Annotated in this window: 21 protein-coding genes; 6 read left to right on the top strand and 15 right to left on the bottom strand. The window is 75.4% G+C overall.

Annotated elements, in window-relative coordinates; all coding sequences use genetic code 11:
• Window positions 1–70: 70 nt before the first annotated feature.
• Complete coding sequence (locus tag ACIQBJ_RS15585; RefSeq protein ID WP_400709212.1) at window positions 71–706, bottom strand: AAA family ATPase; 636 nt, start codon at window positions 704–706, stop codon at window positions 71–73.
• Window positions 707–1,006: 300 nt separating this feature from the next.
• On the opposite strand from ACIQBJ_RS15585, the gene ACIQBJ_RS15580 reads away from it, so the two are divergent.
• Window positions 1,007–1,621, top strand: coding sequence for a hypothetical protein (locus ACIQBJ_RS15580; protein WP_400709209.1), 615 nt, complete (start codon window positions 1,007–1,009; stop codon window positions 1,619–1,621).
• A 67-nt stretch (window positions 1,622–1,688) separates the two neighbouring features.
• Here the strand turns inward: ACIQBJ_RS15580 and ACIQBJ_RS15575 are convergent, their stop codons facing one another.
• The 3 genes from ACIQBJ_RS15575 to ACIQBJ_RS15565 all read right to left on the bottom strand — a co-directional run bounded on the left by ACIQBJ_RS15575 (window position 1,689) and on the right by ACIQBJ_RS15565 (window position 4,201).
• On the bottom strand, window positions 1,689–2,228 hold the full coding sequence (locus ACIQBJ_RS15575) for a gamma carbonic anhydrase family protein (RefSeq protein WP_400709207.1): 540 nt from the start codon (window positions 2,226–2,228) through the stop codon (window positions 1,689–1,691).
• An 80-nt stretch (window positions 2,229–2,308) separates the two neighbouring features.
• The gene (locus ACIQBJ_RS15570) at window positions 2,309–3,601 is read right to left on the bottom strand and encodes an alpha/beta hydrolase (protein WP_400709204.1); all 1,293 of its coding nucleotides are present in this window, start codon (window positions 3,599–3,601) and stop codon (window positions 2,309–2,311) included.
• A gap of 102 nt (window positions 3,602–3,703) precedes the next feature.
• On the bottom strand, window positions 3,704–4,201 hold the full coding sequence (locus tag ACIQBJ_RS15565) for an Lrp/AsnC family transcriptional regulator (RefSeq protein ID WP_400709201.1): 498 nt from the start codon (window positions 4,199–4,201) through the stop codon (window positions 3,704–3,706).
• 105 nt (window positions 4,202–4,306) lie between these two features.
• On the opposite strand from ACIQBJ_RS15565, the gene ACIQBJ_RS15560 reads away from it, so the two are divergent.
• From ACIQBJ_RS15560 to ACIQBJ_RS15550, 3 genes are all read left to right on the top strand, one after another.
• Window positions 4,307–5,635 carry an amino acid permease gene (locus tag ACIQBJ_RS15560; RefSeq protein WP_400709198.1) on the top strand — a complete coding sequence of 443 codons (1,329 nt, stop codon included), beginning with the start codon at window positions 4,307–4,309 and terminating at the stop codon, window positions 5,633–5,635.
• A 658-nt stretch (window positions 5,636–6,293) separates the two neighbouring features.
• Window positions 6,294–6,680 (top strand): hypothetical protein, encoded by a 387-nt coding sequence (locus tag ACIQBJ_RS15555; protein WP_400709195.1) that lies wholly within the window; start codon window positions 6,294–6,296, stop codon window positions 6,678–6,680.
• Window positions 6,681–6,923: 243 nt separating this feature from the next.
• Complete coding sequence (locus tag ACIQBJ_RS15550) at window positions 6,924–7,787, top strand: SDR family NAD(P)-dependent oxidoreductase (RefSeq protein ID WP_400709192.1); 864 nt, start codon at window positions 6,924–6,926, stop codon at window positions 7,785–7,787.
• A gap of 63 nt (window positions 7,788–7,850) precedes the next feature.
• Here ACIQBJ_RS15550 and ACIQBJ_RS15545 read toward each other — a convergent pair whose 3' ends face one another.
• The 6 genes from ACIQBJ_RS15545 to ACIQBJ_RS15520 all read right to left on the bottom strand — a co-directional run bounded on the left by ACIQBJ_RS15545 (window position 7,851) and on the right by ACIQBJ_RS15520 (window position 14,586).
• Window positions 7,851–9,299 carry a glycoside hydrolase family 6 protein gene (locus tag ACIQBJ_RS15545; RefSeq protein WP_400709189.1) on the bottom strand — a complete coding sequence of 483 codons (1,449 nt, stop codon included), beginning with the start codon at window positions 9,297–9,299 and terminating at the stop codon, window positions 7,851–7,853.
• Between the two features lie 334 nt (window positions 9,300–9,633).
• The gene (locus tag ACIQBJ_RS15540) at window positions 9,634–10,323 is read right to left on the bottom strand and encodes a hypothetical protein (RefSeq protein WP_400709186.1); all 690 of its coding nucleotides are present in this window, start codon (window positions 10,321–10,323) and stop codon (window positions 9,634–9,636) included.
• Window positions 10,324–10,348: 25 nt separating this feature from the next.
• Window positions 10,349–11,161, bottom strand: coding sequence for a 4a-hydroxytetrahydrobiopterin dehydratase (locus tag ACIQBJ_RS15535; RefSeq protein WP_400709183.1), 813 nt, complete (start codon window positions 11,159–11,161; stop codon window positions 10,349–10,351).
• 204 nt (window positions 11,162–11,365) lie between these two features.
• On the bottom strand, window positions 11,366–12,502 hold the full coding sequence (locus ACIQBJ_RS15530; RefSeq protein ID WP_400709180.1) for a hypothetical protein: 1,137 nt from the start codon (window positions 12,500–12,502) through the stop codon (window positions 11,366–11,368).
• Window positions 12,503–12,686: 184 nt separating this feature from the next.
• Window positions 12,687–13,037, bottom strand: coding sequence for a hypothetical protein (locus ACIQBJ_RS15525; RefSeq protein WP_400709177.1), 351 nt, complete (start codon window positions 13,035–13,037; stop codon window positions 12,687–12,689).
• Window positions 13,038–13,170: 133 nt separating this feature from the next.
• Window positions 13,171–14,586: a ParB/Srx family N-terminal domain-containing protein gene (locus ACIQBJ_RS15520; RefSeq protein ID WP_400709174.1), complete on the bottom strand. Its 1,416-nt coding sequence runs from the start codon at window positions 14,584–14,586 to the stop codon at window positions 13,171–13,173.
• 173 nt (window positions 14,587–14,759) lie between these two features.
• On the opposite strand from ACIQBJ_RS15520, the gene ACIQBJ_RS15515 reads away from it, so the two are divergent.
• Window positions 14,760–15,494 carry a DUF6193 family natural product biosynthesis protein gene (locus ACIQBJ_RS15515; RefSeq protein ID WP_400709171.1) on the top strand — a complete coding sequence of 245 codons (735 nt, stop codon included), beginning with the start codon at window positions 14,760–14,762 and terminating at the stop codon, window positions 15,492–15,494.
• A gap of 16 nt (window positions 15,495–15,510) precedes the next feature.
• Here the strand turns inward: ACIQBJ_RS15515 and ACIQBJ_RS15510 are convergent, their stop codons facing one another.
• Complete coding sequence (locus tag ACIQBJ_RS15510; RefSeq protein ID WP_400709168.1) at window positions 15,511–17,109, bottom strand: SUKH-4 family immunity protein; 1,599 nt, start codon at window positions 17,107–17,109, stop codon at window positions 15,511–15,513.
• 32 nt (window positions 17,110–17,141) lie between these two features.
• Window positions 17,142–17,624 carry a hypothetical protein gene (locus tag ACIQBJ_RS15505; protein WP_400709165.1) on the bottom strand — a complete coding sequence of 161 codons (483 nt, stop codon included), beginning with the start codon at window positions 17,622–17,624 and terminating at the stop codon, window positions 17,142–17,144.
• Between the two features lie 253 nt (window positions 17,625–17,877).
• Between ACIQBJ_RS15505 and ACIQBJ_RS15500 the strand changes: the two genes are divergently transcribed.
• Window positions 17,878–20,970: a hypothetical protein gene (locus tag ACIQBJ_RS15500; RefSeq protein ID WP_400709162.1), complete on the top strand. Its 3,093-nt coding sequence runs from the start codon at window positions 17,878–17,880 to the stop codon at window positions 20,968–20,970.
• A 333-nt stretch (window positions 20,971–21,303) separates the two neighbouring features.
• On the opposite strand, the gene ACIQBJ_RS15495 is transcribed toward ACIQBJ_RS15500, so the two are convergent.
• From ACIQBJ_RS15495 to ACIQBJ_RS15485, 3 genes are all read right to left on the bottom strand, one after another.
• Complete coding sequence (locus ACIQBJ_RS15495; RefSeq protein WP_400709159.1) at window positions 21,304–22,092, bottom strand: heme ABC transporter ATP-binding protein; 789 nt, start codon at window positions 22,090–22,092, stop codon at window positions 21,304–21,306.
• Window positions 22,089–23,141, bottom strand: a complete 1,053-nt coding sequence (locus ACIQBJ_RS15490; RefSeq protein WP_400709791.1) for a FecCD family ABC transporter permease — start codon at window positions 23,139–23,141, stop codon at window positions 22,089–22,091. Before ACIQBJ_RS15490 ends, ACIQBJ_RS15495 begins: the two co-directional genes overlap by 4 nt.
• A 71-nt stretch (window positions 23,142–23,212) precedes the next feature.
• Complete coding sequence (locus ACIQBJ_RS15485) at window positions 23,213–24,229, bottom strand: hemin ABC transporter substrate-binding protein (RefSeq protein ID WP_400709156.1); 1,017 nt, start codon at window positions 24,227–24,229, stop codon at window positions 23,213–23,215.
• Window positions 24,230–24,347 lie beyond the last annotated feature (118 nt).

The following is a 24,347-nucleotide window of genomic DNA, read 5'->3' as shown; positions in this document are numbered from 1 at the left end:
GGGTAGATACCAAGCCGTGAAGATTGCATGACCGTCACATGGCCATGTCAGGAGGCGGCATGAAGGTTCGTCACCGTCCGAAGCCGCTCCCGGCGGGGTCGGACGGGAGGGCGGCGGTCCGCCGGCACCACTCCGCGAGGGCGTCCAGGTCGACGGGGCGCGCGGTGTCGACCCGCCGGGTCCGGGCCAGCGGGAGCGGGGTCGCCCGGGCCCAACGCCCGTACCACTCCTCGACGTCGGGCGACGCGCCGTGCAGCGGGTGCCGGGTCGGGTGCCGGAGTTCGTGGCGCCGCCGGGCGACCTCGACCGGGACCTCGCACCAGATCTGCAGCGGCCGGTCGACCCCGGCCTCCAGCAGCCCGCCGCGGACGTACTCCCAGGTCTCGGCGGCCGGCCAGGTCGAGTCGAGCACCGCGCCACCGGGCGCGTCGGCGAGCAGCGCCCACATCGCGGCGCTCGCGGCCGCGCCGAGCTGCCGGTTCCACTCCCGCTGCGGCCGCCCGTCCGGCGGCTGCGCGCCGAGGACCCCGGCGTGCGCCTCCTTGATGGCGTCCTTGCTGAACAGCGGCAGCCCCAAGCGGCGGCCCAACGCCCTGGCGAGCGTCGTCTTCCCGGCCGCCGGCATGCCGTTGACGAGGACCACGACCCGACCCGCCCCACCGCCGCCCGGCTCCGCCACCGCGCCCTCCCCCGTCGTCCCTGACACCCTTCCCATCCAAGCAGCCCCGCCCCCGCCCGGTGTCCGCGACCACCTCCGGAACCGGCCTTCGAACCCCCGACGCGGCGCCGCAGCCGCCCCGACCCTCCACCAGGAGAAGCCCGTCGGCAGATGCCCTCGGCCGCCGCCCGGCGTCCGCCACCACCACGGAACCAGCCTTCGAACTCCCGCCCCGGCACCGCAGTCCCCGGCCTCCGGCCGGGAGCGGCCCCGCAGTACGTGCTCCCGGCTGCACCACCACCGCCACCGCCTCCGCCCGGTGTCCGTGTCGGCCCCTAGGGTGGGCGCATGAGTTCTTCCCTCAGCGTCTTCCTGCTCGACCCCCTGGCCACCCGTGCGCTCGTCGGCTCCGGCGACGAGGAGTTGCTCCGGCGTCTCACCGAGCACTTCGGCCGCGACCTGGCCGAGTCGGACGACTGGTTCTCGCACGAGATCGGCAACGGCGCGCCCACCGCCGCCGACGCGCTGCGCGCGGTGGTGCACGGCGGGCCGTACGCGGAGGAGCGCGACTACGCGTTCCAGTACGGCTACGCCTACATGCGCCTGTGCCGGTCGACCGGCCGGTTCCTGAACAACTCCAACTTCTCCCCGTTCCGCGGCGCCTGGCTGGACGCCGTCGACGAGGGGCTGAAGGCGCTGGGGGTCACCGAGGTCTCGGTGGCGGAGTTCGGCTACGGCTTCGGCCTGCCCGCGGGCGTGCCCCGGGGTTACGACTACCCGGGCGGCGGCGAGTGGACGAACCGGGCCTGCCTGGCCGCGCTGGCCCAGTTCGAGCAGGCCGAACGCGAGGGCCGCGCGCCGGAGTTGGAGCCCGACGTGGCCGACGCCGTCTCCGACGTGATCGGCTGGCTGCGCCAGGTCGAGCAGCGCCCCGGCTTCGGCGTCATCGGCTTCGTCTCCTGACCGCGGCCGGTCCCCGCCCCGCCGGCGCCCGCCCCGCCGTCATCTCCCCGCCGTCACCCCCTCGCCGTCACCCCCGCCCGGCTCCCGGCACGTCCTGGGCGTGAGCGGCGGCGAGGAGCTGGTAGCCCTCGCCGTTGGCCCGGATGCCGGCCCGCTCCTCCGCGCTGAGTTCGCGCTTGACCTTGGCGGGCACCCCGGCCACCAGCGAGCCGGGCGGCACCTGCATGCCCTGCGGGACGACCGCGCCGGCCGCGACCAGCGAACCCGCGCCGATCCGGGCCCCGTTGAGGACGGTGGCGCTCATCCCGATCAGCACGTCGTCCTCGACGGTGCAGCCGTGCAGGACGGCGTTGTGGCCGACCGAGATCCGCTCGCCGAGGACGGCGGGGAACGACGGGTCGGCGTGCACGGTGCAGTTGTCCTGGATGTTGGTCAGCGCGCCGACCACGATCCGCTCGGCGTCCCCGCGCAGCACCGCGCCGTACCAGACGCTCGCCCCGGGGCCGACCACCACCTCGCCGACCACCACCGCCCCGGGTGCCACGAACGCACTCGGGTCGACCTGCGGCTTCCGCCCGCCCACCGCCGCGATCAAGGGTTCGGCCACAGTCCGCTCCTCCGCTCCGCGCCCGACCCGCTGCCGGACGGCGCGCCCAGTCTCCCCCACCCCCGGCCGACGGGCGGCCCCTACCCCTGCTTCGCGGGCGGCTGCGCGGCCGTGCCCGGGTGCGGGCCGGGGGTGCCGAGCTGCTGGGCCAGCCAGGGCATCGCCTCCGCGAACGCGCCCGCGGCGAACTGCCAGACGTGCCGGCCGGGTTGCACCACCACCCGGCTCTTGAAACCGGCCTTGCGGGCGGCCGCGTCCAACTGCCGGGCCTGGGCGACGTGGGGGGCCTCCTGGTCGCCGATCTCGAACCAGCCGGAGGCGTTCCGGTAGGCGGCGTGGTGCGCCAGCACCGTCAGCGGGTCGTGCGCCGCCCAGGCCGCGGCGTCGCCGCCGTACAGCTTGTCGATGGTCTGCTGCCGGTCCCCGGTGTTGGGGCCGATGTCGCCGGAGATGTCCTCGAAGTGGCTGAACACGTCGGGGTGTTCGACCACCAGGTCGACCGCGCAGGTGCCGCCCATCGACCAGCCGACCACGCCCCACTTGTGCGGGTCGGCGGCCGTGCCGAAGGTCTTCTCGACGTACTTCGGGACGTCCTTCACCAGGTGGTCCTCGGCCCGCCCGTTCGGGCCGTTCACGCATTCGGTGTCCACCCGGAACCCGCCGGTGGCGTCGGCGAAGACCAGCACCGGGGCGAAGCCGCCGTGCCCGGCGGCGTACGCGTCGGCGGTCCGCACGGCGTTGCCGGCCCGCACCCAGTTGTCGGGGGACGAGAACTCGCCGCCGATCATCTCCAGCACCGGCAGCTTGGGCCGGGCCTTGCTGCGGAACCAGGCCGGGGGCAGGTAGACCAGCTCCTGCCGGGGGCTGAACCCGCCGGCGGCGTCCGGGATGTCGACCTGGACGATCCGGCCGGTGCCGGTGCGGCCGGTCAGCGAGCCGAGCTGGTCCAGCGTCACCTGCTGCGGCAGCGGGTCGCCGCCGATCTCCCCGATCGCGTCGTCCAGGGTCGGGTAGTACCCGGTGGCGGCGTTGAGCGCGTTGGCGCCGGCCAGCAGCGCGAGCAGCGCCGCCAGCGGGGCGAGCGCCCGGCGCCACCAGCGCGCCCCGCGCCACCCGGCCACCAGCACGGCGAGCGCCGCCACCGCGGCGCCCAGCCAGCCCCAGAGGGCGGGCGGCAGCGGATCGGTGACGCCGCCCACCGTGACCACCAGCAGGCCGAGCACGGCGGTCAGCGCGGCCGCCGCCGCCAGCGCCAGCGGGGCCCGGCGCAGCCGCCAGCGGCGCTCGCGCCGGCCGATCGCGGCGAGCAGCGCGACGGCCGCCGCGAATTGGACCGTCCACGGGAACCAGCCCGTCAGCAGCTGCACGTTCATGCCGGAGATCGTAATGACCGCCGCACCGGCCGCTCCCCGGGCTTGACCTGCCCAAGGGCGTCCTGGGACGAAGTTGGTACAAGGAGGGGCTGCCGGGGACTGCTAGCGTCCGCGGGCGGCGGTGGGCCAGCGGTCGAGCGGGAGCGGGCCGCGGGAGCGGATGGTGCGGATGGCGAAGGTGGAGCGGGCGTCGCGGACCGGGCCGATGGCGAGGATGTCGTCCAGCAGGACCTGTTCGTAGGCGGCGAGGTCGGGCACCGCGACCTCGACCAGGAAGTCGGCCTCGCCGGAGACCACGTGGCAGGCGACCACGGCGGGGATCGCGCACAGTTTCTCCTCGATGTGCCGCGAGGTCTCCCGGGAGTGCTGCTCGACCCGCAGCGCGATGAACACCGTCAGGCCCAACCCGACGGCGTCCCGGTCGAGTTCGGCCCGGTAGCCGCTGATCACGCCGTCCGCCTCCAGTGCCTTCGTGCGGCGCAGGCAGGAGGACGGGGAGAGCCGGACGGCCTCGGCGAGGTCGACGTTGGCGGTGCGGCCGTGGCGCTGGAGGTGCTCCAGGATGGCACGATCGATGCGGTCGTACGGAGTGCTCGGCATGTTCTGCACCCTAGCCGTCGAATCCTGGTGGAACATGCCGTTCCGGGCCGCTTCCGGGGCGTAATTCGCCAGCGGATGCCGCGCGTTCGGGGCCATGATCACCTCATGACCGACACCGCAGCACCGTCCCGCCCCCGTCCCGGCTCCGCGTCCGCCGCCGCCTCCCACCTGTCCACGGCCGGGGCCTCCGCCCTCTACATCGGGGCCCTGCTCGGCCCCAGCCTGCTGTTGCTCCCGGGCCTGGCCGCCCGCGCCGCGGGCCCGGCCTCGCTGCTCGCCTGGCTGGCGCTGCTCGGCCTCTCCGGCCTGATCGCCGCGGTGTTCTGCGCGCTCGGCACCCGGATCGGCTCGACCGGCGGCGTCGCCGGGTACACCGCCGCCGGGCTCGGCGGCCGGGCGGGGCGGGCCGCCGGCTGGTGCTTCCTGGCGGGCGTGGTGGCGGGTGCGCCGGTGGTCTGCCTGATCGGCGGCAGCTACGCGGCGGCGGCCCTCGGCGCGGACGAGGCGACGGCCGTGCGGGCCGCGCTGGTGCTGCTGGCCCTGGTGCTGGCGGTCCGGCTACTGGGGGTGCGCACCGGCGCGGGCCTCCAACTGGCCCTGGTCTCGGCCCTGGTGGCGCTGGTGCTGTTCGCGGTGCTGGGCTCGGCCCCGGCCGCGAGGGCCGCGCACTGGACGCCGTTCCTGCCGCACGGCTGGACGGGCGTCGCGCAGGCCGCCCCGCCGCTGATGTTCGCCTTCGTCGGCTGGGAGGCCGCCGCCTCCCTCACCACCCGGCTGCGCGACCCGCGCCGCCAGCTGCGCCGGGTGGTGCTGATCGCCTTCGCCGTCACCTCGCTGCTCTGCCTGGCCCTGGCCGCCGCCACCGTCGCCGTGCTCGGCCCCGGCGCGGGCGGCTCCGTTCCGCTCGCCGACCTGATGCGGGCCGCGGTCGGCGCGCCCGGGGCGCTGCTCGCGGCGGGCGCGGCGCTGGTGCTGACGCTGGCCGCCACCAACACCTACCTGACGGGCGCGGCCGCCCTGCTGGACGCCCTGCTGCCCTCGGGTTCGGCCTCCGGCCGGCGCGGCTCGTTCGCGATCGTCGGGGCCACCGCGCTGACCGGCGTCCCACTGGTGGCCCTGGTCGGCACCGGCGTCCTGACCACCTCCCAGCTGGTGTCCGTCCCGACGGCGCTGTTCCTCGCCGTCTACCTCGGCTGCGTCACCTCGGCGGTCCGGGTCCTGGACGGGGCGGCCCGGCTGGCCGCGATCGTCTGCTCGCCCGCCGTGCTGGCCCTGCTGCTCGGCACCGGCTGGCCGGTGCTGGCCGCCGCCGCGGTCGCCCTGCTCGCGGCCTTCACCGGCAATGCCCGCTCCCGACGGGTCGCGACCGCCACCGCCGCGACCGCCACGGACGCCCCTGAAGCCCTTGAAGCACCGTCCGGATCGGTGAACTGACGCCCCGTCATCGACCGTACGTTCCCACCCCGCCCGGGCCGGTTCACCTCCGGGTGGGGTTTGGGTGCGAACCGCCCCGGAACGGCTTCCGACGGCCGTCCGGGCGGTCCGATGATCGGGCAATGGACCATGCCTCCGGCGCATTCCCCCCGCCGCTCCCCTCGCTGCCCCCGATCCCCCTCCTCCCGCCGTTCCCCTGGCCACCGCACCATCACCACCCGCCCTGGCCCTGCCCCCTCCCGACACCCACCCCGTCCCCGTCCCCTTCCTCGATCCCCTCCCCTTCTCCATCCCCCTCCCCGTCCCCGACACCCACCCCGTCCCTTCCTCCGCCCCCGGCTCCCCCCACGGCCCACAGCGCGCCGCCCGCACCGGCGCCGGCCACCGCCCCGCACCCGCCGGCGAGCCGGAAACCCTCCCCCGCGACGACCACGACCACAAGCGCGCCGTCACCGGCCCCCTCCCCCACTGCCGCCCCGCCGTCGGCCACCACCGCGACCGCGGTCGTCGCCGCCCCGCCGCCACCACCGGACGGCCCGGCCGGGCCCGGCGCGCTCGAACCGTCGGTCTGGGCCACCGTCATGATCGTCACCGTCCTGCTGCCGGCCGCGCTCGCCGCGCTCGCGGGGCAGCACTTCGCGTTCTCCAGGAGGAGCCGATGAATCCCGTCCCCCTGATCGGCGCCCTCGCCGCGACGGCCCTGGCCGTCGGTTCGCTCGCGGTGGCGCACCGGCTGCGCCCGGAGGTCCCGGCGGGCGAGCCGCACCCGGAGCCGCACCCGACGCTCGGCGCGATCGGCTCGGGGCTGCTCTCCGGCTTCACCCTGCTGACGGGGTTCCTGATCGCCACGGGGTGGGCGGCCCGCAGCACCGGCATCGTGCCGCCGGACGGGCTCTACCTCGCGGACGTGGCCGCGGGCGGGGCCGTCCTGCTCTACCCGGCGCTGGCGGGACTGCCGTTCACGCCGCGTTACGTCACGGCGGTCTGCCTGTTCGGGCTGCTGGTCGGGTACGTGATGGTGACGGCGGTCCAACTGCGCCCCTGAGCGGGCCCGGTGACGGCCCGGTGACGGCCCGGACCGGCCCGAGGACGGCACCGAACCGTCAATGTCCGCTGTTCACAGGGCTGTTGCAATGTTTCGGGTGGCCGAAGAATCCGCTTTCGGCGGGCGGGCCGCACTAGGGTTGCGCGCATCGCCGGCGCCGGGTCGGCGGTGGTCCATGCCGGCGTCCGCCCGCTCGGGGTGCGGCCCGCGCGGGCCGAGCACGCGTCCTCGGAGGCCAAGCACGTGAGCACCGCACCCACCGCCGCACCCGTCGTCCTGATCACCGGCACCTCGTCCGGCATCGGCCTGGCCGCCGCGGTGGCCGCCGCCGCGGCGGGCTTCCGGGTGGTCGCCACCCTGCGCGACACCGCGAAGTCCGGCCCGCTGCTGGCGGCCGCCGAGAGCGCCGGCGTCGCCGAGCGCGTCCGGGTGCAGCAGTTGGACGTCACCGACCCGGCCTCGGTCGCCGCCGCCGTGGACGAGGTGGTCGCGGAGTACGGTCGGCTGGACGCGGTGGTCAACAACGCGGGCGCGGGCGCGCTCGGCACGGTCGAGCTGGCCGGGACCGAGCTGTTCCGGCGGGCGCTGGAGGTGAACTTCCTCGGCGTGGTCGACCTGACCCGGGTGGCGCTGCCGCACCTGCGGGCCTCCGGCGGGCGGGTGGTCACCGTCTCCAGCGTCGGCGGCGTGGTCGGGCAGCCGTTCAACGAGGCGTACTGCGCGTCGAAGTTCGCCGTCGAGGGTTTCCTGGAGTCGCTCGCGCCGGTCGCGGCGAGCACCGGCGTCACCGTCACGGTCGTCGAACCGGGCGCGGTGGCCAGCGAGTTCGTCGCCAACCTGCAGCTCGACGTCCCCGCGCTGCTGGCCGCCGCCGGACCGTACGAGCCGGCCCTGAAGGCGTACCTCGCCACCACGCTCGCCTCGTTCGACAACGCGCAGAGCTCCGCCGACGCCGCCGCGACGGTCGTGCACGCCCTGACCGCCGAGCGGCCGCCGTTCCGCCTGCAGACCACCGAGTGGGCCACCGGCTTCGTCGCCACCAAGCTCGCCGACACCGACGGCTCCGCCGTCCAGGCCCTCACCTCGTCCTGGGTCGACGCCTCCTGACCGTCGACCCCGTCGGGCCCCGTCGACTCTCGGACGGGGTCGACGGGGCCCGGGGAGGGCGGCTCAACCGGTGGTGCAGGCGGTGCCGTTGACGGTGAAGGCGGTCGGTGCGGTGTTGTTGGAGCCGTAGGTCGCCTGCAGGCCGAAGGCGGTGGACGCGCCGGGTGCGAGCGGGCCGTTGTAGCCGAGGTCGGTCGCGGTCACGGCGGCCCCGTTCTGCACCACCTTGGCGTTCCAGGCGCTGGTGACCTTCTGGTCGCCGGGGTAGGTCCACCCGACCGTCCAGCCGGGGAGCGCCGCGCCGCCGGTGTTCTTCACCGTGACGTCGGCGGTGAAGCCCCCGGCCCAGGAGTTGGCCCGGTACGCCACCGAGCAGGACGCGTTCCCGGTCGGCGGCTGCGACGTCGGCGGCTGGGTGGTCGGGGGCTGGGTGGTCGGAGTCTGCGTCGGGGTCGGGCTCGGGCTCGGCGTGGGCGTCGGTGTGGGCGTGGGCGTGGGGCTCGGGGTCGGCACCGTCGGGTCGGCCGCGTTGACGGCCAACTGGTAGGCGATGTCCGGCACGAAGGTGCCCGCGGCGGCGGCGCAGCCGTCGGCCTCGCCCGGGGGCTTGATCCACAGGTAGGCGTCGATCGCGCTGTCGCCGGTCGCGGCGGTGGGGTAGTTGCCGATCTTCCGGCCGGACGGGTCGCACCAGACGCTGCCCGCGGGGCCGTTGCCGTTGCGGCTGGTGTCGACGACGGCGTGCAGGTTGCCGGGGTTGCCGAGGGCGTTCAGCACGTTGCGGGCGAAGGCGGTCTCGTTGGCGGTGGTGTTGAAGTTGGAGACGTTGGTGAAGAAGCCGTCAGCGTTGAGCACGCCCGCGCCGCGCAGCCGGTTGGCCTGCTCGGTGGCGGTGTTCCAGGCCGAGTGGCCGCCGTCGAGGTAGACCTTGGCGTTCGGGGCGGCCGCGTGGATGGTGCCGACGGCCCGGGCCAGCGAGGCGAAGCGGTCGTTCTGCTGCTGGGCGTTCAGGCAGGTGGTGAGGGCGATCGAGTCCGGCTCCAGCACCACGACCGTCCGCGAACTGCCAAGCCCCGCGGCGAACCTGCCCACCCAGGCGTCGTACGAGGCGAGGTCGGGGGCGCCGCCGGCGGAGGCGCCGCCGCAGTCCCGGTTCGGAATCATGTAGGCGACCACGACCGGCACCCGGCCGGCCTGCGCGGCCGCCGAGGTGATCGTCCGGACGTCCGAAGTGACGTTGTCAGGGCGGTAGTTGGCGAACCAGACGGCCTGCGGCTGGCTGGCGATCCGCCGGGAGACCACCGGGGTGCGGGAGTCCCCGGGGTTGGCGGCGACCCACTTGACCACCTGCGAGGCCGGGTCCTTGTAGAACTGCGTGTCGGCGGGCAGGCTGCCCTGCACGGCCGCTCCGGCGCCGCCCTGGGCGGCCACGACCAGGCCGCCGGCGGCGAGCGCGGCGGAGACGGCGAGTGCGGCGGCGCGGCGGCGCCGGTGGGGGTCGGGCGTGTGCACGGTGTCCTCCGTGGGGTTGCTCTCGGGTGGGAGAGACGGACGGCCGCCGGGTGGGGGGCGGGCTGACCGGGAACGATGCGACCAGCAGAGCGTGGGAGCGCTCCCGCACCGAACCGCGACCGATGCTAGCGCCCCGACCCGCCCCGGCGGCAGCCTCCGCGCACCCCCGGCTCCCCCACCCCGCGGTCCCCGTGCCCGCCCCTGCCCACCCCTCCCCCGCCCCACCAGCATCCGCGCCGCCCCTCCGCGCACGGCCCCCGCCCACCCCGGCCTCCCGAAACTTTCACGCCCGTCCCCGCCAGGGGCCCAGGACCAGCGCCGCCGGTGGGGGCGGTCAGTCGCCTTCGCCGCCGCCGCGGGTTCCCTGGCCGAAGAAGAAGCCGAGGATCAGCAGGAAGGCGTTGCTGACGATGTCCGAGGGGGTGCGGCCCTGGAACATCGTCACGGTGAGGACGGTGCCGAAGCCGAGCAGGAGGAGGGCGCCGACCAGGGCCGCGATGGTCTGCCGGGTGAACCAGCGGTCGCGGCGCCGGTCCGCCAGGTCGGCCTTGAGCCGCATCAGGTCGGAGTCGTGGCGGATCTTCTCGCTCTCCCGGCCCTGCTGCTCGTCGTTGATCTGCTGGGCCGTCTTGAGCCGGCCGACCAGGCGGCGGAGCGATCCGTCCTCGGCGCCGGGGCCGCCGTCGTCGAGCATCTGCTCCAGTTCGGTGGCCACGTCGGCGACGGTCCGGCTGGTCATCCGGGCGACCAGGGCCCGCCGGAGTTCGTCGAGACCGGCGTCGATCGTCACGGTCGCGTAGCTCAAGGTGCCGTCCGGCTCGACCAGTTCGACCCTTCGCCGGCCGAACCGGGCGGACTGCTCGTGGAGCCGGTCGATCCGCTCCAGCAACTGTTCCTGCTCGTGCCGCCCGGCGGGGACGGCGAGCACGCCGGGCAGTCCGCCCTCCTCCAGTTCGCGCCGGAAGGCTTTCCTCGTGACGGCGGCCAACTGGCTCTCCATCAGCGGCATTTCTCCGGTGGTCACGTCGGCTCCTCGGTGGGGGACGGGGCTACCCGCGCGGGTGGCGGCCCGGGAAGTCCCGGTAGGCGCGTTCCAGGTACTCGGCCAGTTCGATGTCGCGCTCGGAGATCCGGTGGCCGATGTCCCAGGTGGTCAGGAAGACCCGGACGGTCTTCCAGACGTTCCCCCAGTCCGGGTGGTGGTTGGCCACGTCGCAGCCGGGCGCGGCGGCGTGCATGAAGGCCACCGCGTCCTGGAAGGTCCGGAAGCCGAACTCGCGGTACAGGCCGATCTGTTCCTGGTCGTCGGGCGCGGTGCCGGCCGCGACCGCGTCGAAGCGGCGGCCACGCACCTCCCAGTGCCGCAGCGAGTCGGCCAGGGCCGCCTCGATCTGCGCGGCGTCCGACTCGGCGGGCACCACCCGGTTCGGACGGGGGTACAGGCTCACCGGGTTCGCCGGACGGGCGGGGGACGCTCCCCCGGCGAGCCGGGCGGCGACCTTCTTCAGGTCCGCGACGCCGCGCAGTTCGACCGCCTCCAGCCGCGCCAGCGGGGCCAACGCCGCGGGCAGCGCCCCCGGCGGGGGCATCCTCGCGCCCTGGACCGTCACCGGCAGCACCGCCTTGCCCGCCGCCAGCGCGTACTCGACCTCCTGGCGCAGCCAGTCCCGCCCGTCACCGGAAGCGGACGCGGAATCGCCCACCTGCCGGAGCCAGTCGGGGTCGATCAGGGCGAGCAGCACGTCCGCCGCCGCCAGCGCCTCCCGCAACCGGTCCGGCCAGGCCGTCTCCCCCGCGACGGGCGCGGTCTCCACCAGCCCCGCCCCGCCGCCCGACAGCTCGCCGAGCCTCCTGAGCAACAACCAGGCATCGGCCCCGGCGCCCTGCCTGTGGTAACCGACGAAGACGCGCCCCACCGTTCCCCCTCCGGCTCCGGTTCCCGCCCGCTTGCGCGCATCGTATTGCCTGCGCCGCGTCCCCCACAGCCGAATGGCTCTGCCCGCCACAACGCCCCGCCCGCAACGGAGTTGGGCGCGGTTCTCCTCCCGTCCCCCTGCCGTCGCCGACTACCGGCGCCAGTGACCCCCGCTGCAGGTGTAGGTCCTCCCGTTCGCCGTGCCGACGGCCCCAGGAGTCGAACAGAACCCACCGGGATTGACGCTTCCGACACTGCCGCTCCCACCGGAGTCCGATCCCCCGCCGGTGGTCGACGTCCCTCCAGCGCCGGAGCCGCCGGTCGAGGAACCGCCACTGGTGGAGCCCCCACTCGATGCACCACCGGTGGTCGAACCGCCGCTCGTCGAACCTCCGCCGCCGGAGCCGCCGTCGGAGGTTCCGCCGGAGGTGCCGGTGCCGTTCTCCGCGGGCGGGGGCGTCGTGGCCGGGGGTGCGGGCGGCGGGGGGAGTTCGGTGTTCTCGGTCGCCGGGCAGGGCGTGCCGGGGGCGGTGACGGCGAGGCGTGCCGCCGTGGCCTTCGGGTCCGGGATCGTGCGGCCCTCCTCCGGGTCCTGGAAGCAGACCGTCCAGTCGTCCACGGCGGCGGGGAGGGCGACGTTCGTGTAGGCGCTGGAGGGCTTGACCGATGGGAGAGAGAGCGGGGCGAGTGCCTGGGCGGCCTTGGCGAAGGGTTGACCGACGAGCCGAGGCATCTTCGCTTCGTGGACCGCCTCGTTGTCGGCGGCGGGGCAGGGCGCCCCGTTCCGGACCACCCCGAAGTCGAGGACGGGCTTCGAGCCGGTCTTCTTCCCGGTCAGGGCCTGGAAGCACACCGTCCAGTTGCCGTCGGCCCACTGCCCGGCGTCCTTCTCGGTGGCGTCGTGCGAGACCGGGTCGTAACCGGCCTTCTGCGCACCGGACTTGGCGTCCTTGAGGTTCTGTCCCACGAAGTTCGGCGGCTGCGCCGTCCCGCCGGCGGCGACGGGCACCGGGTCCTTCGGCGGGGTTCCCGCGAACGGGGCGAGGAACCACAGCGCGGAGAGCACGGTGGCGATCACCTTCGCGGCCCGGTTCCACCGGCCCAGCCAGGTGAGGGCGATGCCCCCGGGCGGGAACAGGATCAGCGCCCCGACCGCGAGCACCGGGTGCTGCCACCACTTCCGCCCCGCCCCGGGCGGCACCGGCGGGTACGGCGGAGGCTGCGGGGGCGGCCAACCGCCGTACTGCGGTATCGACTGCGAAGGGTGCTGGGGCGGCGGTTGGGTCACAGGGGTGTCTCCACGATCGACGAGCGGACGGCGCGCCACGCGCACACGGCATCCGCACTTCTACACCATTCCGCCACCCACGCGCCGAACGGTCCGCCGACGGACCGTCAACTTCCTTCCCTTGCAAGAGATTCAGCCCCTCCATGACCACTGGCAACAGGAAACCCCGCCCCCGGAACACCCGTTACGGAGGAGGCGGGTACTCGGCGAGGAGTTCGCCGCTGTCCGGGTCGTGGAGTTCGGCGGTGCAGCGGTGGCCGGCGCGGTGGAAGGTCCTGATCAGTCCGGTGATCCCGGTGACCGCGATCTCGCCCGTGAAGACCACCGGGTCCAGCGGGAGCACCGAGAGCCGGGCGTAGCTGTGCTCGGCCTCGTACTCGGTCCAGGACTGCTTGCGCACCCGCCAGCCTGCCCCGAACAGGATCTCCGCGACCTGCCGGGCGTCGGCCGCCGTCGGCACGAAGCCGGAGACGTCGACGGCGAGGGCCCGGTCGTCGAACAGCGGGCCGGTGCTCCAGCCGGACGAGAACTCCATGGCCGCAGCGTAGGGCCGGATGCCGCCGGCCGGACATCGGATTGTCCCCGGGCGGCGAGCGGCCCCGCCCCCGGACCGGCGCGGTGCGGTCGGGGGGCGGGGCCGTGGCCGTGGCCGTGAGGGGTGGGGGGTGTCAGCCGATGGGGTTGCCGACCAGTTGCTGCGGGCCGGTGAGGCGGTTCGGGGTGCAGCCGGGGCCGGTGAGGGTGAGGCGGTCGCGGGTGTTGACGATGCTGAGCGGGCCGGTCAAGACCGTGCCGCAGATCTGCACGGTTCCCGCGCCGACGGCCTGCAGGGGGCCGTTCACGTCGGAGCCCTTGACCACCAGGTTGGCGCCCGCGCGGACCACGATCGGGCCGTTCTGCCGGGCGTTCAGCAGGCAGGTGGTGCCGGTGGCGACGGTGAGCGGGCCGTTGTGGGCGCCGGTCACGGTGGTGGTGCAGGCGGGGGTGGCGGGGAGCTTGGCGCGGAAGTCCAGCGCGTAGGCGAGCTTGCCGGGCTTGGCCTCGGTGATCGGGACGCTGAGCTTGCCGAACTCGCCGCCGGTGGGCTTCTTCCCGGCGTTCCAGGGGGTGAGCCGGCCGAGCTGGTCGGCGGTCGCGCCGCCGGAGATCACGGTGTCGCCGGGGACGGCCGACATCGCCTGCGAGGCGGTGCGCACCGCGCCGAGGTAGGAGGCGAGGTCCTTGGCGTCGTAGGAGCCGGGCAGCGCGATGCCCTGGGCCCGGAGCCAGTCGCCCCACTGGAACTCGAGGAACTCGGCGGCGTCGTCGGGCACCGTGTAGCCGATGTCGCGGGTGAAGTAGACCAGGCTGCGGTACGGGTCGTCGTGGAAGTTCGCCAGGCCGAGGCGGGTGGGCAGCTGGTCGACGGTGACGGGGTTGCTGTTCTCGTCGACCAGGCGCACCCACTTGTGCTCCTGCATGGCCTGCCAGAACGCGGCCTTGGAGAGCGTGCTGTAGTTCGCCTGGACGATCAGCCGGATGTGCAGCTGCGGGCCGCCCTCGGCGGTCTCCAGCAGGGAGGTCAGGGTGTGGTGGCCGTCCGTCAGGTAGAGCTCGCCGCCGGGGCCGACCACGACGGTCTTCATCTCGGCGCGGCTGGCCTCGGTCTCCTGGCCGACCGCGAGGGTGCAGGTGAAGCTGTTCGGGTCGGCGAGGGTGGCGCCGGCGGGGGCGGTGGCGACGGCGCCCTGGCCGTTGGTGGCGCACCAGTCGTCGAAGCGCTTGTTGATGCCGCCGTTCAGCTGGTCCTTGTTCGAGGCGTACCGGCCGAGCTTGTAGTAGACCTCGTCGTAGCCGATGGCGCTCTGGGTGGGGTGCAGCTGATCGAGCGTCACGTCCAGCAGGTCGCCGGGCCGGGCGGCGAGCGCGGCGGCCCGGTTGCCGGCCGTCCCGGAGGCAGCGGCGGCATCGGCGGGCGCGGCGGTGGCGGGCGCGGCGACGGCGGTCAGGCCGCCGAGGGCGAGGGCGGACGCGGCGGCGAGCGCGGCCCGGCGGCTCGGGTGGCGGTGGCGCGACGGGGCTGCGGACACGGTGCCGGTCATCATCTGCTCTCCTGCTGATCGGATCGACGGATTTCCGCCACCGCCCATCCAGCCATCCGCACCCGCTCCGCACGCGTCCGCCGGAAGGCCGCGAGGTGACGCCCGGGTGAACCGTCCGGGCGTCGGGCCGTGCTCCGCCTCCCGCCCGGGGAGGTGCCCGAACTACACTCCGCGGCATGAGTGCTCCCAGGTACGAGACCCAGGCCGAACGCGACGCGGGCGCGGCCGAATTGGGGGCCGAACTGGCCCGCCTCGCCGCCGCGGCCGGGGTCGCCCTGCCCGCGCCGAGCGATCTCGCCTGGTGCTGGGCCAAGTTCGAGTCCGACTCCACGCCCGACGCGGCCGGGCCGGGCAGCCGGGCGCACCTCAGGTGGCTCCGGGACGGCTCCGCCCCGCACCTGACACTGAGCCGCGGCCCGGCGGTACTCGCCCAGGGCGGCGCACCGGACCTGACCGCCGCCGTCCGCACCGCCTCCACCTGGCTCGCGGGGGCCGACCTGACGGCGACTCACCGCGCGGCCCCGTTCCTGCACGTCGAGGACTGGGCCTTCGTCCACGAGCGCACACCGCTCGGCCCGGTGGAACTGGAGTGGCGCTTGCTCCTGCAGCGCTTCGAGCACAGCGCCCACCCGTGGCCGGAGTTCCTGAAGCCGCTGTGGGAGGCGGCGTTCGCCGAGCCCCAGCTGCGCCGCCTGTACCCGGTCACCAGTCACTACCTGCTGTGGTTCTCGACCACCACCGACTTCCCCTTCGAGCGGGTGGGCGCGGCCATCCAGCCCTTCTCCGACGGCGGCTACCTGGTCCGGGCCAGGCGTGCCGAACCGGCCGCCGAAACGACCGGGACGACCGTGGCGAGCGTGGGGGAGGCCGTCGCCCTGGCGGTGGCCGCGCTCCCGCCCGAGCTGGGCTGACCCGGGCCGGTCGGGCTCAGAAGTCGGAGCCGAGGACGTGCTGCCAGCTGTCGGTGGCGACGGCCTCGGGATCGATCCCGGGCAGCCGGAGCGCGAGTTCGGCGGCGAGTTCGTCCCGGTCGAGCGCGCCGGAGGTCCGGTCGAGCGCCCGGTACTGCTCCTGGAGGGCGACGGCGGTCAGGAAGCGGGGCAGCGTGGTGCCGATCAGCGGCTCGGCCGGGAAGGAGTCCGCGGGCCAGTGGGCGGGGATCATCCGCAGCACCCGGCCGTCGCTGCCGTCGAGCACCAGGTGGGCGCCGAGCCAGCCGCCGATCAGGTGGAACGGGCCCGCGCCGGGCGGCCGTTCGGCCCCGGGCCGGGGTGCCCAGGGCTGTTCGGGGAGGCCGTCCTCGGGGGTGAGCCAGTAGCCGGCGCCGCTCTCGAAGGAGGGCAGGCCGACGGTGGCGAGCAGGTCCCGGGCCACCGGGTCGGTGACGGTGGCCGGGGCGGGGTCGAAGCGGTGCAGCCGGTGCGGGCCGAAGACCCGGGTGAGCAGGTCGGGCAGCGGCGGCAGGTCGGCGGGGTCGTGGCGGCGCGGGGCGAGCCGGAGGTGCCGGCCGACCCGGTTGCCGGGCGGGCGGGGGCGCGGGTCGAGCAGGTCGGGGTCGACCCGGACGGCGCAGGCGCCGCGCTCGTCGGCGAGGACCAGCAACGCGCCGACGGCGCCGGACTCGTCGGCGTCGGGGTGGCGGAAGGTGCGCGGGGCGCCGGAGCGGTCGGTGAGTTCGGTGGCCCGGCCGCGCGACCGGACCGCCGGGTCGGGGCCGGGGGTGCGCCGCAGGTCCGCGGGGTCGGTGTCGAGCGGGCCGGCCAGCAGGACGCCGGTGGCGGCGGAGCGGACGAACCGGACGTCGTCCTCGTCCTCGGTCAGGACGGCGGGGACGCCCCGGTACTCGGCGGCGGCGACGGTGTGGATCTCGGCGGTGTGCCAGGGGTCGGCGAGTGGGTCGGAGTCACCGTTGGGACGCCAGTGCGCCCAGACGGTGCGGAACGGCAGCGGCTCGGGACAGGCCGCGGCGAGCGCCTCGGCGCGCGCGGACTGCCCCCGCAGGCGGGCGTCGTGGGCGAGCCGGGCGACCCACTCGCCGTGCGGGACGCCGTCCAGGGCGAGGCCGGCCAGGTAGGCGAGCGCGGCGGCGTGGCTGCCGTGCTCGGCGGTGCGGCCCTCGTACGCGGTGTCGAGCGCGTCGAGCAGGGCGTCCTGCGGCACCCGGGCCAGTGCGCGGGGGTCGGCCAGCAGCCCGTCGAGGCGTCCGGCGGCCAGTGCGTGGCCGGGCAGCGAGCGGGCGGCCCACCCGGTCACCGGGCCGGTGGCGGTGAGCAGTCGGTCGGTCATCCGGGCGTGGACGGCGGCGGAGGACGGGCCGGGGCCCTGCCGCAGTTCCTCGACGGGGGCCCGGGCGTGCAGGGCGAAGCCGTCGGGGCGGCGCAGCACCCAGTGGGAGTCGGCGGCGGCCCGCCGCTCGGCGGGGTCGACGTCGGCGGCCCGGCAGAGTTCGTCCCAGCCCTCGGCCGGAACCAGGCGCAGCCGGGCGTGGGCGAGCGCCCGCAGCGCGGCGGCCGCCCCGGCGGGCAACTACCTCTCCGAATCGTCGTCCTGACGGTCCGTCAGCTCCAGCACGTCCGCCCAGACGCCCGACCGGGGCGGGGCGGGCGGTGCGGGGAAGGGCTCCCGTTCGACGACCAGGCGCAGCCAGCGCGGCCGGGAGGACGCGGCCAGGCCGCCGAGGAGCCCCAGCAGCCGGGCGGGGCGGGGCCGTCGACGTACGGGCCGGCCAGGTGCGCGTTGGCCACCAGGACGGTGCGGAACTGCCCGGCGCGCGGGACCGGCCCGGCCGGGCGGCCCGCGGGTCCGCCGAACAGGCCGGCGCGTTCGGCGAGTTCGTCCGCCACCGAGGCGACACCGCGCCCCGCGGCGTCGACCAGGACGGCCCCGGGATCGGCGGCGGCGATCCCGGCGAGCACCGCACTGCGGCCGCTGCCCGCGGGACCGCACACGTACAGCACCCCGCGCCCGGCCTCCCCCAACCGGGCGACACCGGCCTCGACCGCCGCCCGCACCACGTCCCCGCGCCCGTCCGTCTCGCTCACCGCAGCGCCCCCGTGCCACTGTTCCTACCCGCACGATACCGTCACGCCCGTGTACCACCGGTGGTACGACCGGAATCCGTTCGACTGCGCAGCGAGCCGTGCCGAACGCGCTGTCCGTGCTCCGGACATTCCGTGAAGAAGGAGCAGATCCACCGGGAGCCGGGCGTCTCCACCGGGTCCGGCTTCCTGGAGTACCTCGCCGGCGCCGGACGGGGAGTCTGCGCGACGGGAAGAACCGAAAGGGGCGGGAATCATGGCGGAACGAGGCGGCCGGGCGGCCGCGGACGGGTTCCAGTACCAGTACCTGGTGACGCTGGAGGCCCTGCTGGACGCGGCCGACGACGGCGGGAGCGAGGTGGCGGCAGCGCTGATCGAAACCGTTCCCGGGGGTTCCGGCATCCCGTCGGACGGCACGGCGGCGGACGGCACGGCGGCGGACGGCACGGACACGGTCGACCCGGACGCGGTCGACTTCTTCCTGGTGCGCGAGTCGGGCAGCCCGGTGCTCGCGGCCCAGGTGAAGTCCGGCGGGCCCGGGGTCGTGATGTCGGGGCCCGCTGCCTTCGCCGTGCTGCTTCGCATGGTCAGGGCGCATCCGGACGCCGACGCCTATCGGCTCGTCACCAATCTGCGGCTGCACCCCAAGGCTGCCCTGCTGAACCAGGTCCTGTCCCGCACGGAGCCCGAGCGGCTCGGGTCGGACCTGGAGCGGTCGGTCCTCGACCGCAGCCCCCTGCGGTCGACCGTGGCCGGCCTGACGCCCGAGGAGTTGCGGGGGCTGGGGCGTGCCCGGGTCCAGGCCGATTCCCGCGACCGGTACCGGCTGCACGAAGAACTGCGGGAACGGATCCGGGCGGTCCGGTCGCGGCACCGTCACGGCTCGGGGCTGCGCTCGGCCGACCGGATGTCCAACCACCTGGTGAGGGAGATCTTCCGGCGGGCGGGTGGCGAGGGCGGCGGCGTCTTCACGCTGGCGGACTTCCGCGCCGAGGTGCTGACGCCCGGTCAGCTGCTGGCCGAGGATTCCGGCGTCTTCGACTGGGGTCTCATGGTCGGGCGCGTGCCCGCGCCGCCCGATCTTCCACGGCCGGACGTCCTGGAGCGGATCGCGGCGGCCCTCGGCGCCGAAGCGGCCGGGCGGACGGTGTCGAGCTGCGCCCTGCTCGGCCTCTCCGGCATGGGGAAGACCAGCCTCGCCGCCGCCTTCGCCCACGACCGGGCGGACTCGTACGACCGGATCTTCTGGGTCGACGCGGAGAGCGAGGCTGCGCTGCTCGGCGCCTTCCAGCAGGTCCGGACTTCGCTGACCGCCGACAGGAGGCCCGCGCCCGACGGTGGGTCCGGGCTGCGGCAGGAGGTCCACGCCCTGCTGGCCACCACCGCCGAACGCTGGCTGATGGTCTTCGACAACGCCCGGGACCGGCGGCAGCTGCATCCCTGGCTGCCTGCCGCCGGGCGCGGCCATCTGGTCATCACCTCCACCGACCAGGCCGGTTGGGCGACCCATCCGGGCCGGATCGAGGTGGACCGGCTCTCCGTCGAGGAGGCGGCCGAGCTGGTGCGGATGCGGTTGACCACCGGGCCGGACGCCCGCGCGCCGTTGACCGGCGAGGAGCGGCGGAACGCCGACCGCTTGGCCGCCGTCCTGGAGCGCTGGCCGCTCGCCCTCGAACTCGCCTGCGGCTACCTCGCCGGGTGCGAGCGCGGCCTCGCGGAGGTCCCCCGGTACCTGGAGCGGATCCGCGCCCTGGCGCTCGACCATGCCGACTCCGTCCCGTCCGGGTACCCGGACACCCTGGTCGGCGCGATCCGGCTGGCCCTGGGGAGGCTGGCCCGTACGGCCCCGGGCCGGCACCCGGACGTGGCCGCCACCGCCCTGTCGTCGATGGCGGCGGCGGCGTACTTCGCGGCCCCCCGGATCCCGGTCCAACTGCTCCTCGCCACCGTCCTGGTGCCGAGGGAGGAGGTGCTGAGGACGGGCCAGCAGGCGCCGCTGGTCCTGGTGGACAGTCCGGAGAACGATTTCAACGCGGACGACGTGCACCGGGCACTCCGCTCGGAGTCCCTGGTGAAGCGTGACGACCCCCTGTGCACGGAACCTCCGCAGGAGTGGTCCCCGGCCCACACCGAGGGGATCGACGAAACCGTCGGTGTCAACGAGATCGTCCAGCACGTGGTGCGCACGCTGCTGGAGGCCGGGAAGCCCGACGGAGCAGGGCGGACGCAGGCCCGGTTCCACCTCGAACGGGCCGCGCTCCACACCCAGGGATGGCTCTCCGCCTTCGCCGAGCAGGCCGACGAAACCCATCTGCTCGCCGTGCTGCCGCACGCCCAGAGCGTGGCCGACCATGCCCGGCGGCTCGGCATCGCTTCGGACGAGCTGGCTCTGCTCTGGGGAAACCTGGGCGGTGTCCTGTCCGGCCTGGGCGAGTTCGGCGCGGCTCGGACGTGCTTCGAGGCAGAACTCGACCACCTGTTGCAACGCGAGGTGCCCGTACCGCTCCTGGAGCTCAAGACCCGTGGTGCGCTCGCCGATCTCGCGCACCTCCAGCAGGCCCCGGACGCGGAGGTCCTCGCACAACTGGGGCGGGTCCGCGACCTGGCCCGCTCCCTGAAGGCGTCCTGCCCGAACGACGTGGTGAACACCGTCGCCAACGCCCTGACGACCCTTCGGCGGGTGATCGGCAGGCAGTGTCCGGGCCCGGAGGCCGCGGGCCTGCTCGACGACCTGCGGAGTCTGTGCGACGAGCTCCCGGAGACCCCGCAGAGCCGGATCGGCGCCGAACTGCGCCGCCTCACCACCTCGTTGACCACCGAGGCCCTCTCCGCCCGTCAGATCGAGGAGCGCTGCCGTGCGCTCCTCGCCGATCCGAGGCTCCCGCTCCTGCAGCGCACCGACGCGAACGGCCTGCTGGCCGAGTCGCTGGCCCATCAGGACCGCTGGGCCGAGGCAGCCTCGGTGCTCCGCCCGCTGGTCGACGGTGCCCGGGACTCCCCGCTCAACCCCCAGGGCCTCGTCTCCACCGCTCACAACCTCGGCCTCCGGGCCGGGCTCTGCGCGATGCTGCGCGATCCCGAGGCGTACCGGCTGCTCGTACTCGCGATCGAACTGCTCGACCTCGCGAAGGAGGAGCACTTGCGCACCCAGCCCGGCATGTCGGTCAAGCTCGGACTGCTCAGGCTGGCTGCCGCGACCGCCGCTCCGGCCCGCGACCCGGAGCTGATCCGCCGGGCGCGGGCCGGAGTGCCGACGGGGAGCGCCGAACTCTCCGCCCCTCACGAGATCGGCTGGCGGCACCTGTACGAGGTCGCCCTCCTCACCTCGCGGACGATCGCCCCGGACTGACGCCGCCTCGGCGCGGGGCCGGGGCGGCGGGGTCCGCGGACGGTGCCCGGGGCTCAGGCGCGGGGCTCGCGCGGGTCGGCGCGGTGGCGGCCGCGGCGGGCGGGGGCGCGGGTCGCGGTGACGGCCGCGGCGAGGACGAGGGGGGTGAGCAGCAGAAGCATGGTCAGTTGCATGCGGTGCCTCCGGTGGTCCGGTTCCTGCTGGTGCGCGTTCCCGCGATGGGCCCGGTCATGTGGGCGGACCGCCCGGATCACCCGCCCGGACCGCCGGGCGGCCGGGGTTCCGCCCGATCGGTCGTCCACCATCGGTGGATCTTCCCGGGCCGACGATCCGTCAATCTGCTTCCCGGGGGCGCGCGGGCAGCACGATCGGCGCGCCGCCGCGCGGGTGCGCCAGCACCTCCACGGGGTGCCGGTAGACCCGGCTGAGCAGGGCGGCGTCCAGGACGTCGGCGGTGGGGCCGAGGGCGACGGTGCGTCCGGCGTCCAGCAGGGCGATCCGGTCGGCGTGGGCGGCGGCCAGCGTCAAATCGTGCAGGACGACGATCACACCGGCTCCGGCGTCGGCGCGGGCGCGGGCGGTCCGCAGCACGAGTTCCTGGTGGCGCAGGTCGAGCGCGGCGGTGGGTTCGTCGAGCAGCAGCAGCGGGGTGTCCTGGGCGAGGACGCGGGCGAGCGCGACCCGGGCCCGTTCGCCGCCGGAGAGCGCGGTGAACGGGCGGGCGGCGAGGTGCGCGCAGTCGGTGGCGGCGGTGGCGGCGGCCACCGCCCGGTCGTCCTCGGCGGCGGCGGGGGTGCCGGCCCAGGGCGCGCGGCCCATCCGGACCACTTCGCCGGCCGGGAACGGGAACGCCACCTCGTGGTGCTGCGGCAGCAGGGCGCGGCGGCGGGCGAGTTCGAGCGGCCGGTGCGCGGCCAGCGGGCGGCCGTCCAGCCGGACTTCGCCGGTGCTGGGCCTGCGGTCCCCGGCGAGCACCGACAGCAGGGTGGACTTGCCCGCGCCGTTCGGGCCGAGCAGGGCGAGGATCTCCCCCGCCCCGACGGTGAGGCGGACGTCCGCCAGCAGCGGGCGCCCGGCCAGGACGAGGCCGACCTCCTCGGCCTCCAGCAGGTGTCCGGTCATGCCCAGCCTCCCTGGCGGCGTCGGGTGCGGCGCAGCAGCCAGAAGAAGAACGGGCTGCCGATGAGTGCGGTGAGGACGCCGAGCGGGAGTTCGGCGGGGGCGGCGAGGGTGCGGGCGGCGAGGTCGCCGGCGACCAGGACGAGCGCGCCGCCGACGGCGGAGGCGGGCAGCAGGAAGCGGTGGCCGGGGCCGGCCAGCATCCGCAGCAGGTGCGGGACGACCAGGCCGACGAAGCCGATGATGCCGCTGACGGCGACGGCCGCGGCGGTGAGCAGCGCGACCACGGTGATCAGCACGATCCGCATCCGTTCGACGTCGACGCCGAGGTGGCGGGCGGGGCCTTCGCCGAGCGAGAGCAGGTCGAGGCGGCGGGCGTAGCGGGGGGCGACGGCCAGGCCGAGGGCGGCGAACGGCAGGACGGCCAGCACCTTCGTCCAACTGGCCTGGGCGAGCGAGCCGAGCTGCCAGAACGTCACCTGGCTGATCGCGGCGGTGTCGGCGGTGAACAGCAGCAGGCCGATCAGGGCGCCGCAGAAGGCGTTGACGGCGATGCCGGTGAGCAGCAGGGTGACCACTTCGGTGCGTCCGCCGCTGCGCGCCATGGCGTAGACGGCGCCGACGGTGAGCAGGCCGGAGGCGAACGCGGCGGCGGTGACGGTCCAGGAGCCGAGGGCGTCGAGGCCGAGCACGATGCAGGCGACGGCGCCGACCGCGCCGCCGGAGGAGACGCCGATGACGGCGGGTTCGGCCAGCGGGTTGCCGAAGACGCCCTGCATCAGCGTCCCGGCGCAGCCGAGTGCGCCGCCGACCAGCAGGGCGAGCACGACCCGGGGCAGCCGGACGTTCCACAGCACGGATTCGGGCACCCGGTCGAGGGCGTGGCCGCCGAGGTGGGCGCGGTGCGCGAGCGAGGCGAGGATGTCGCCGAGCGGGACGGCGTAGGCGCCGGTGCCGGCGGCGAGCAGCGCGACGGCGAGCAGGGCGGCGGACAGGCCGGCCAGCAGCAGGGGGCGGCGGTCGCGGACGGCCCTGCCCGGCGCGGGCGGCACGGGTTTCGCGGGGTTGCCGAGATTGCCGGGGGTGCCGGGGCTGCCGGGAGCGGTCGCGGGCAGGGTGGCGGTCACGTGGTCCCCCGGTGGAGCTGGGCGGCGAGGTCGCGCAGCACCTCGGGGGTGCGCGGGCCGTAGGAGAGCAGGCGGCCGTCGTCGACGGAGACGATCCGGCGGTCGAGTCCGGCGGGGGTCTGGGCGACGCCGGGGAGTTTCAGCAGGCCGTCGACGCCGCCGACCGAGGCCAGGCCCTTGCTCATCACCAGGATGGCGTCGGGTGCGGCCTGGACCAGGGCTTCGCTGGTGAGCGGGGTGAAGTCGCCGGTGAGGTGGGCGGCGGTGCCGGCGTCCCGGCCGCCGGCGGCCTCGATCAGCGAGGGGGCGCCGGAGTCGGGGCCGCCGAGCAGGAACACCGAGGCGCTGCCGCGCAGGTAGAGGAAGGCGACCTTGGGGCGGTCGGCGGCGGCCGGCAGCCGCTGCTGGACCTCGGCGAGCCGGCGGTCGGTGCGTTCCTTGAGCTCCGTCCCGGCGGCGGGGACGCCGAGCGCGGCGGCGACCCGGTCGATCCGGCTGTCGATGTCCTCGATCCGCTTGGCGTCGTCGAGGACGATCAGCGGGACGCCGGCGGCCCGGATCTGGGCGACGGCCTCGGCAGGGCCGGTGCTGCGGTCGGCGAGCACCACGGTGGGGTGCAGGGACAGGACGCCTTCGGCGGAGACCTCGTGGGCCTGGGTGATGACGGGGAGCGCGGCGGCCTGTTCGAAGGTGGTGGAGACGTCGCGGGCCACGGCGCGGTCGCCGAGGCCGAGGCTGAAGACCAGTTCGGCGAGGCTGCCGTTGAGCGGGATGATCCGGTCGGCGCTGGTGACGGTGACCTGGCGGCCGTCGGCGGACGGGACGGTGACGGGCAGTCGGGGCTGCGGCGGCGGCAGTGGTTCGACCCGGTCGGGGTCGGCGCTGCCCGTGGCGGCGGCGGGGGCGGGGGCGGCTTCGCCGGTGGCGCAGGCGCTCGCGCCGAGCAGGAGTCCGAGGACGGCGAGCAGGACGGCGGGGGCGGTTCTGGTCCTGGATGCGGGGGTGCGGCTCAACCTCGGGCCTTTCTGGGTGCGTTGACGTCCGGTCGGGGTCGGCCGAGGGGCCGCGGACGGGACGCTTGACTCATATATTAGGTTAGCCTTACCTCACTCTGACAGGGGGGCCGCTCCC

Origin of the sequence: Kitasatospora sp. NPDC088391 (assembly GCF_044753345.1) — a bacterium.
Lineage (GTDB): Bacteria > Actinomycetota > Actinomycetes > Streptomycetales > Streptomycetaceae > Kitasatospora.
The sequence above is the reverse complement of the archived record's forward strand: the minus strand, read 5'-3'. Positions and strand labels throughout refer to the sequence as shown.

Bases quoted from the DNA above. Each gene is read 5' to 3' on its own strand.
- ACIQBJ_RS15580 (WP_400709209.1), top strand. From the start codon at position 1,007: ATGAGTTCTTCCCTCAGCGTCTTCCTGCTCGACCCCCTGGCCACCCGT.
- ACIQBJ_RS15500 (WP_400709162.1), top strand. From the start codon at position 17,878: ATGGCGGAACGAGGCGGCCGGGCGGCCGCGGACGGGTTCCAGTACCAG.
- ACIQBJ_RS15570 (WP_400709204.1), bottom strand. From the start codon at position 3,601: ATGAACGTGCAGCTGCTGACGGGCTGGTTCCCGTGGACGGTCCAATTC.
- ACIQBJ_RS15560 (WP_400709198.1), top strand. From the start codon at position 4,307: ATGACCGACACCGCAGCACCGTCCCGCCCCCGTCCCGGCTCCGCGTCC.
- ACIQBJ_RS15565 (WP_400709201.1), bottom strand. From the start codon at position 4,201: ATGCCGAGCACTCCGTACGACCGCATCGATCGTGCCATCCTGGAGCAC.
- ACIQBJ_RS15525 (WP_400709177.1), bottom strand. From the start codon at position 13,037: ATGGAGTTCTCGTCCGGCTGGAGCACCGGCCCGCTGTTCGACGACCGG.
- ACIQBJ_RS15520 (WP_400709174.1), bottom strand. From the start codon at position 14,586: ATGATGACCGGCACCGTGTCCGCAGCCCCGTCGCGCCACCGCCACCCG.
- ACIQBJ_RS15515 (WP_400709171.1), top strand. From the start codon at position 14,760: ATGAGTGCTCCCAGGTACGAGACCCAGGCCGAACGCGACGCGGGCGCG.
- ACIQBJ_RS15555 (WP_400709195.1), top strand. From the start codon at position 6,294: ATGAATCCCGTCCCCCTGATCGGCGCCCTCGCCGCGACGGCCCTGGCC.
- ACIQBJ_RS15495 (WP_400709159.1), bottom strand. From the start codon at position 22,092: ATGACCGGACACCTGCTGGAGGCCGAGGAGGTCGGCCTCGTCCTGGCC.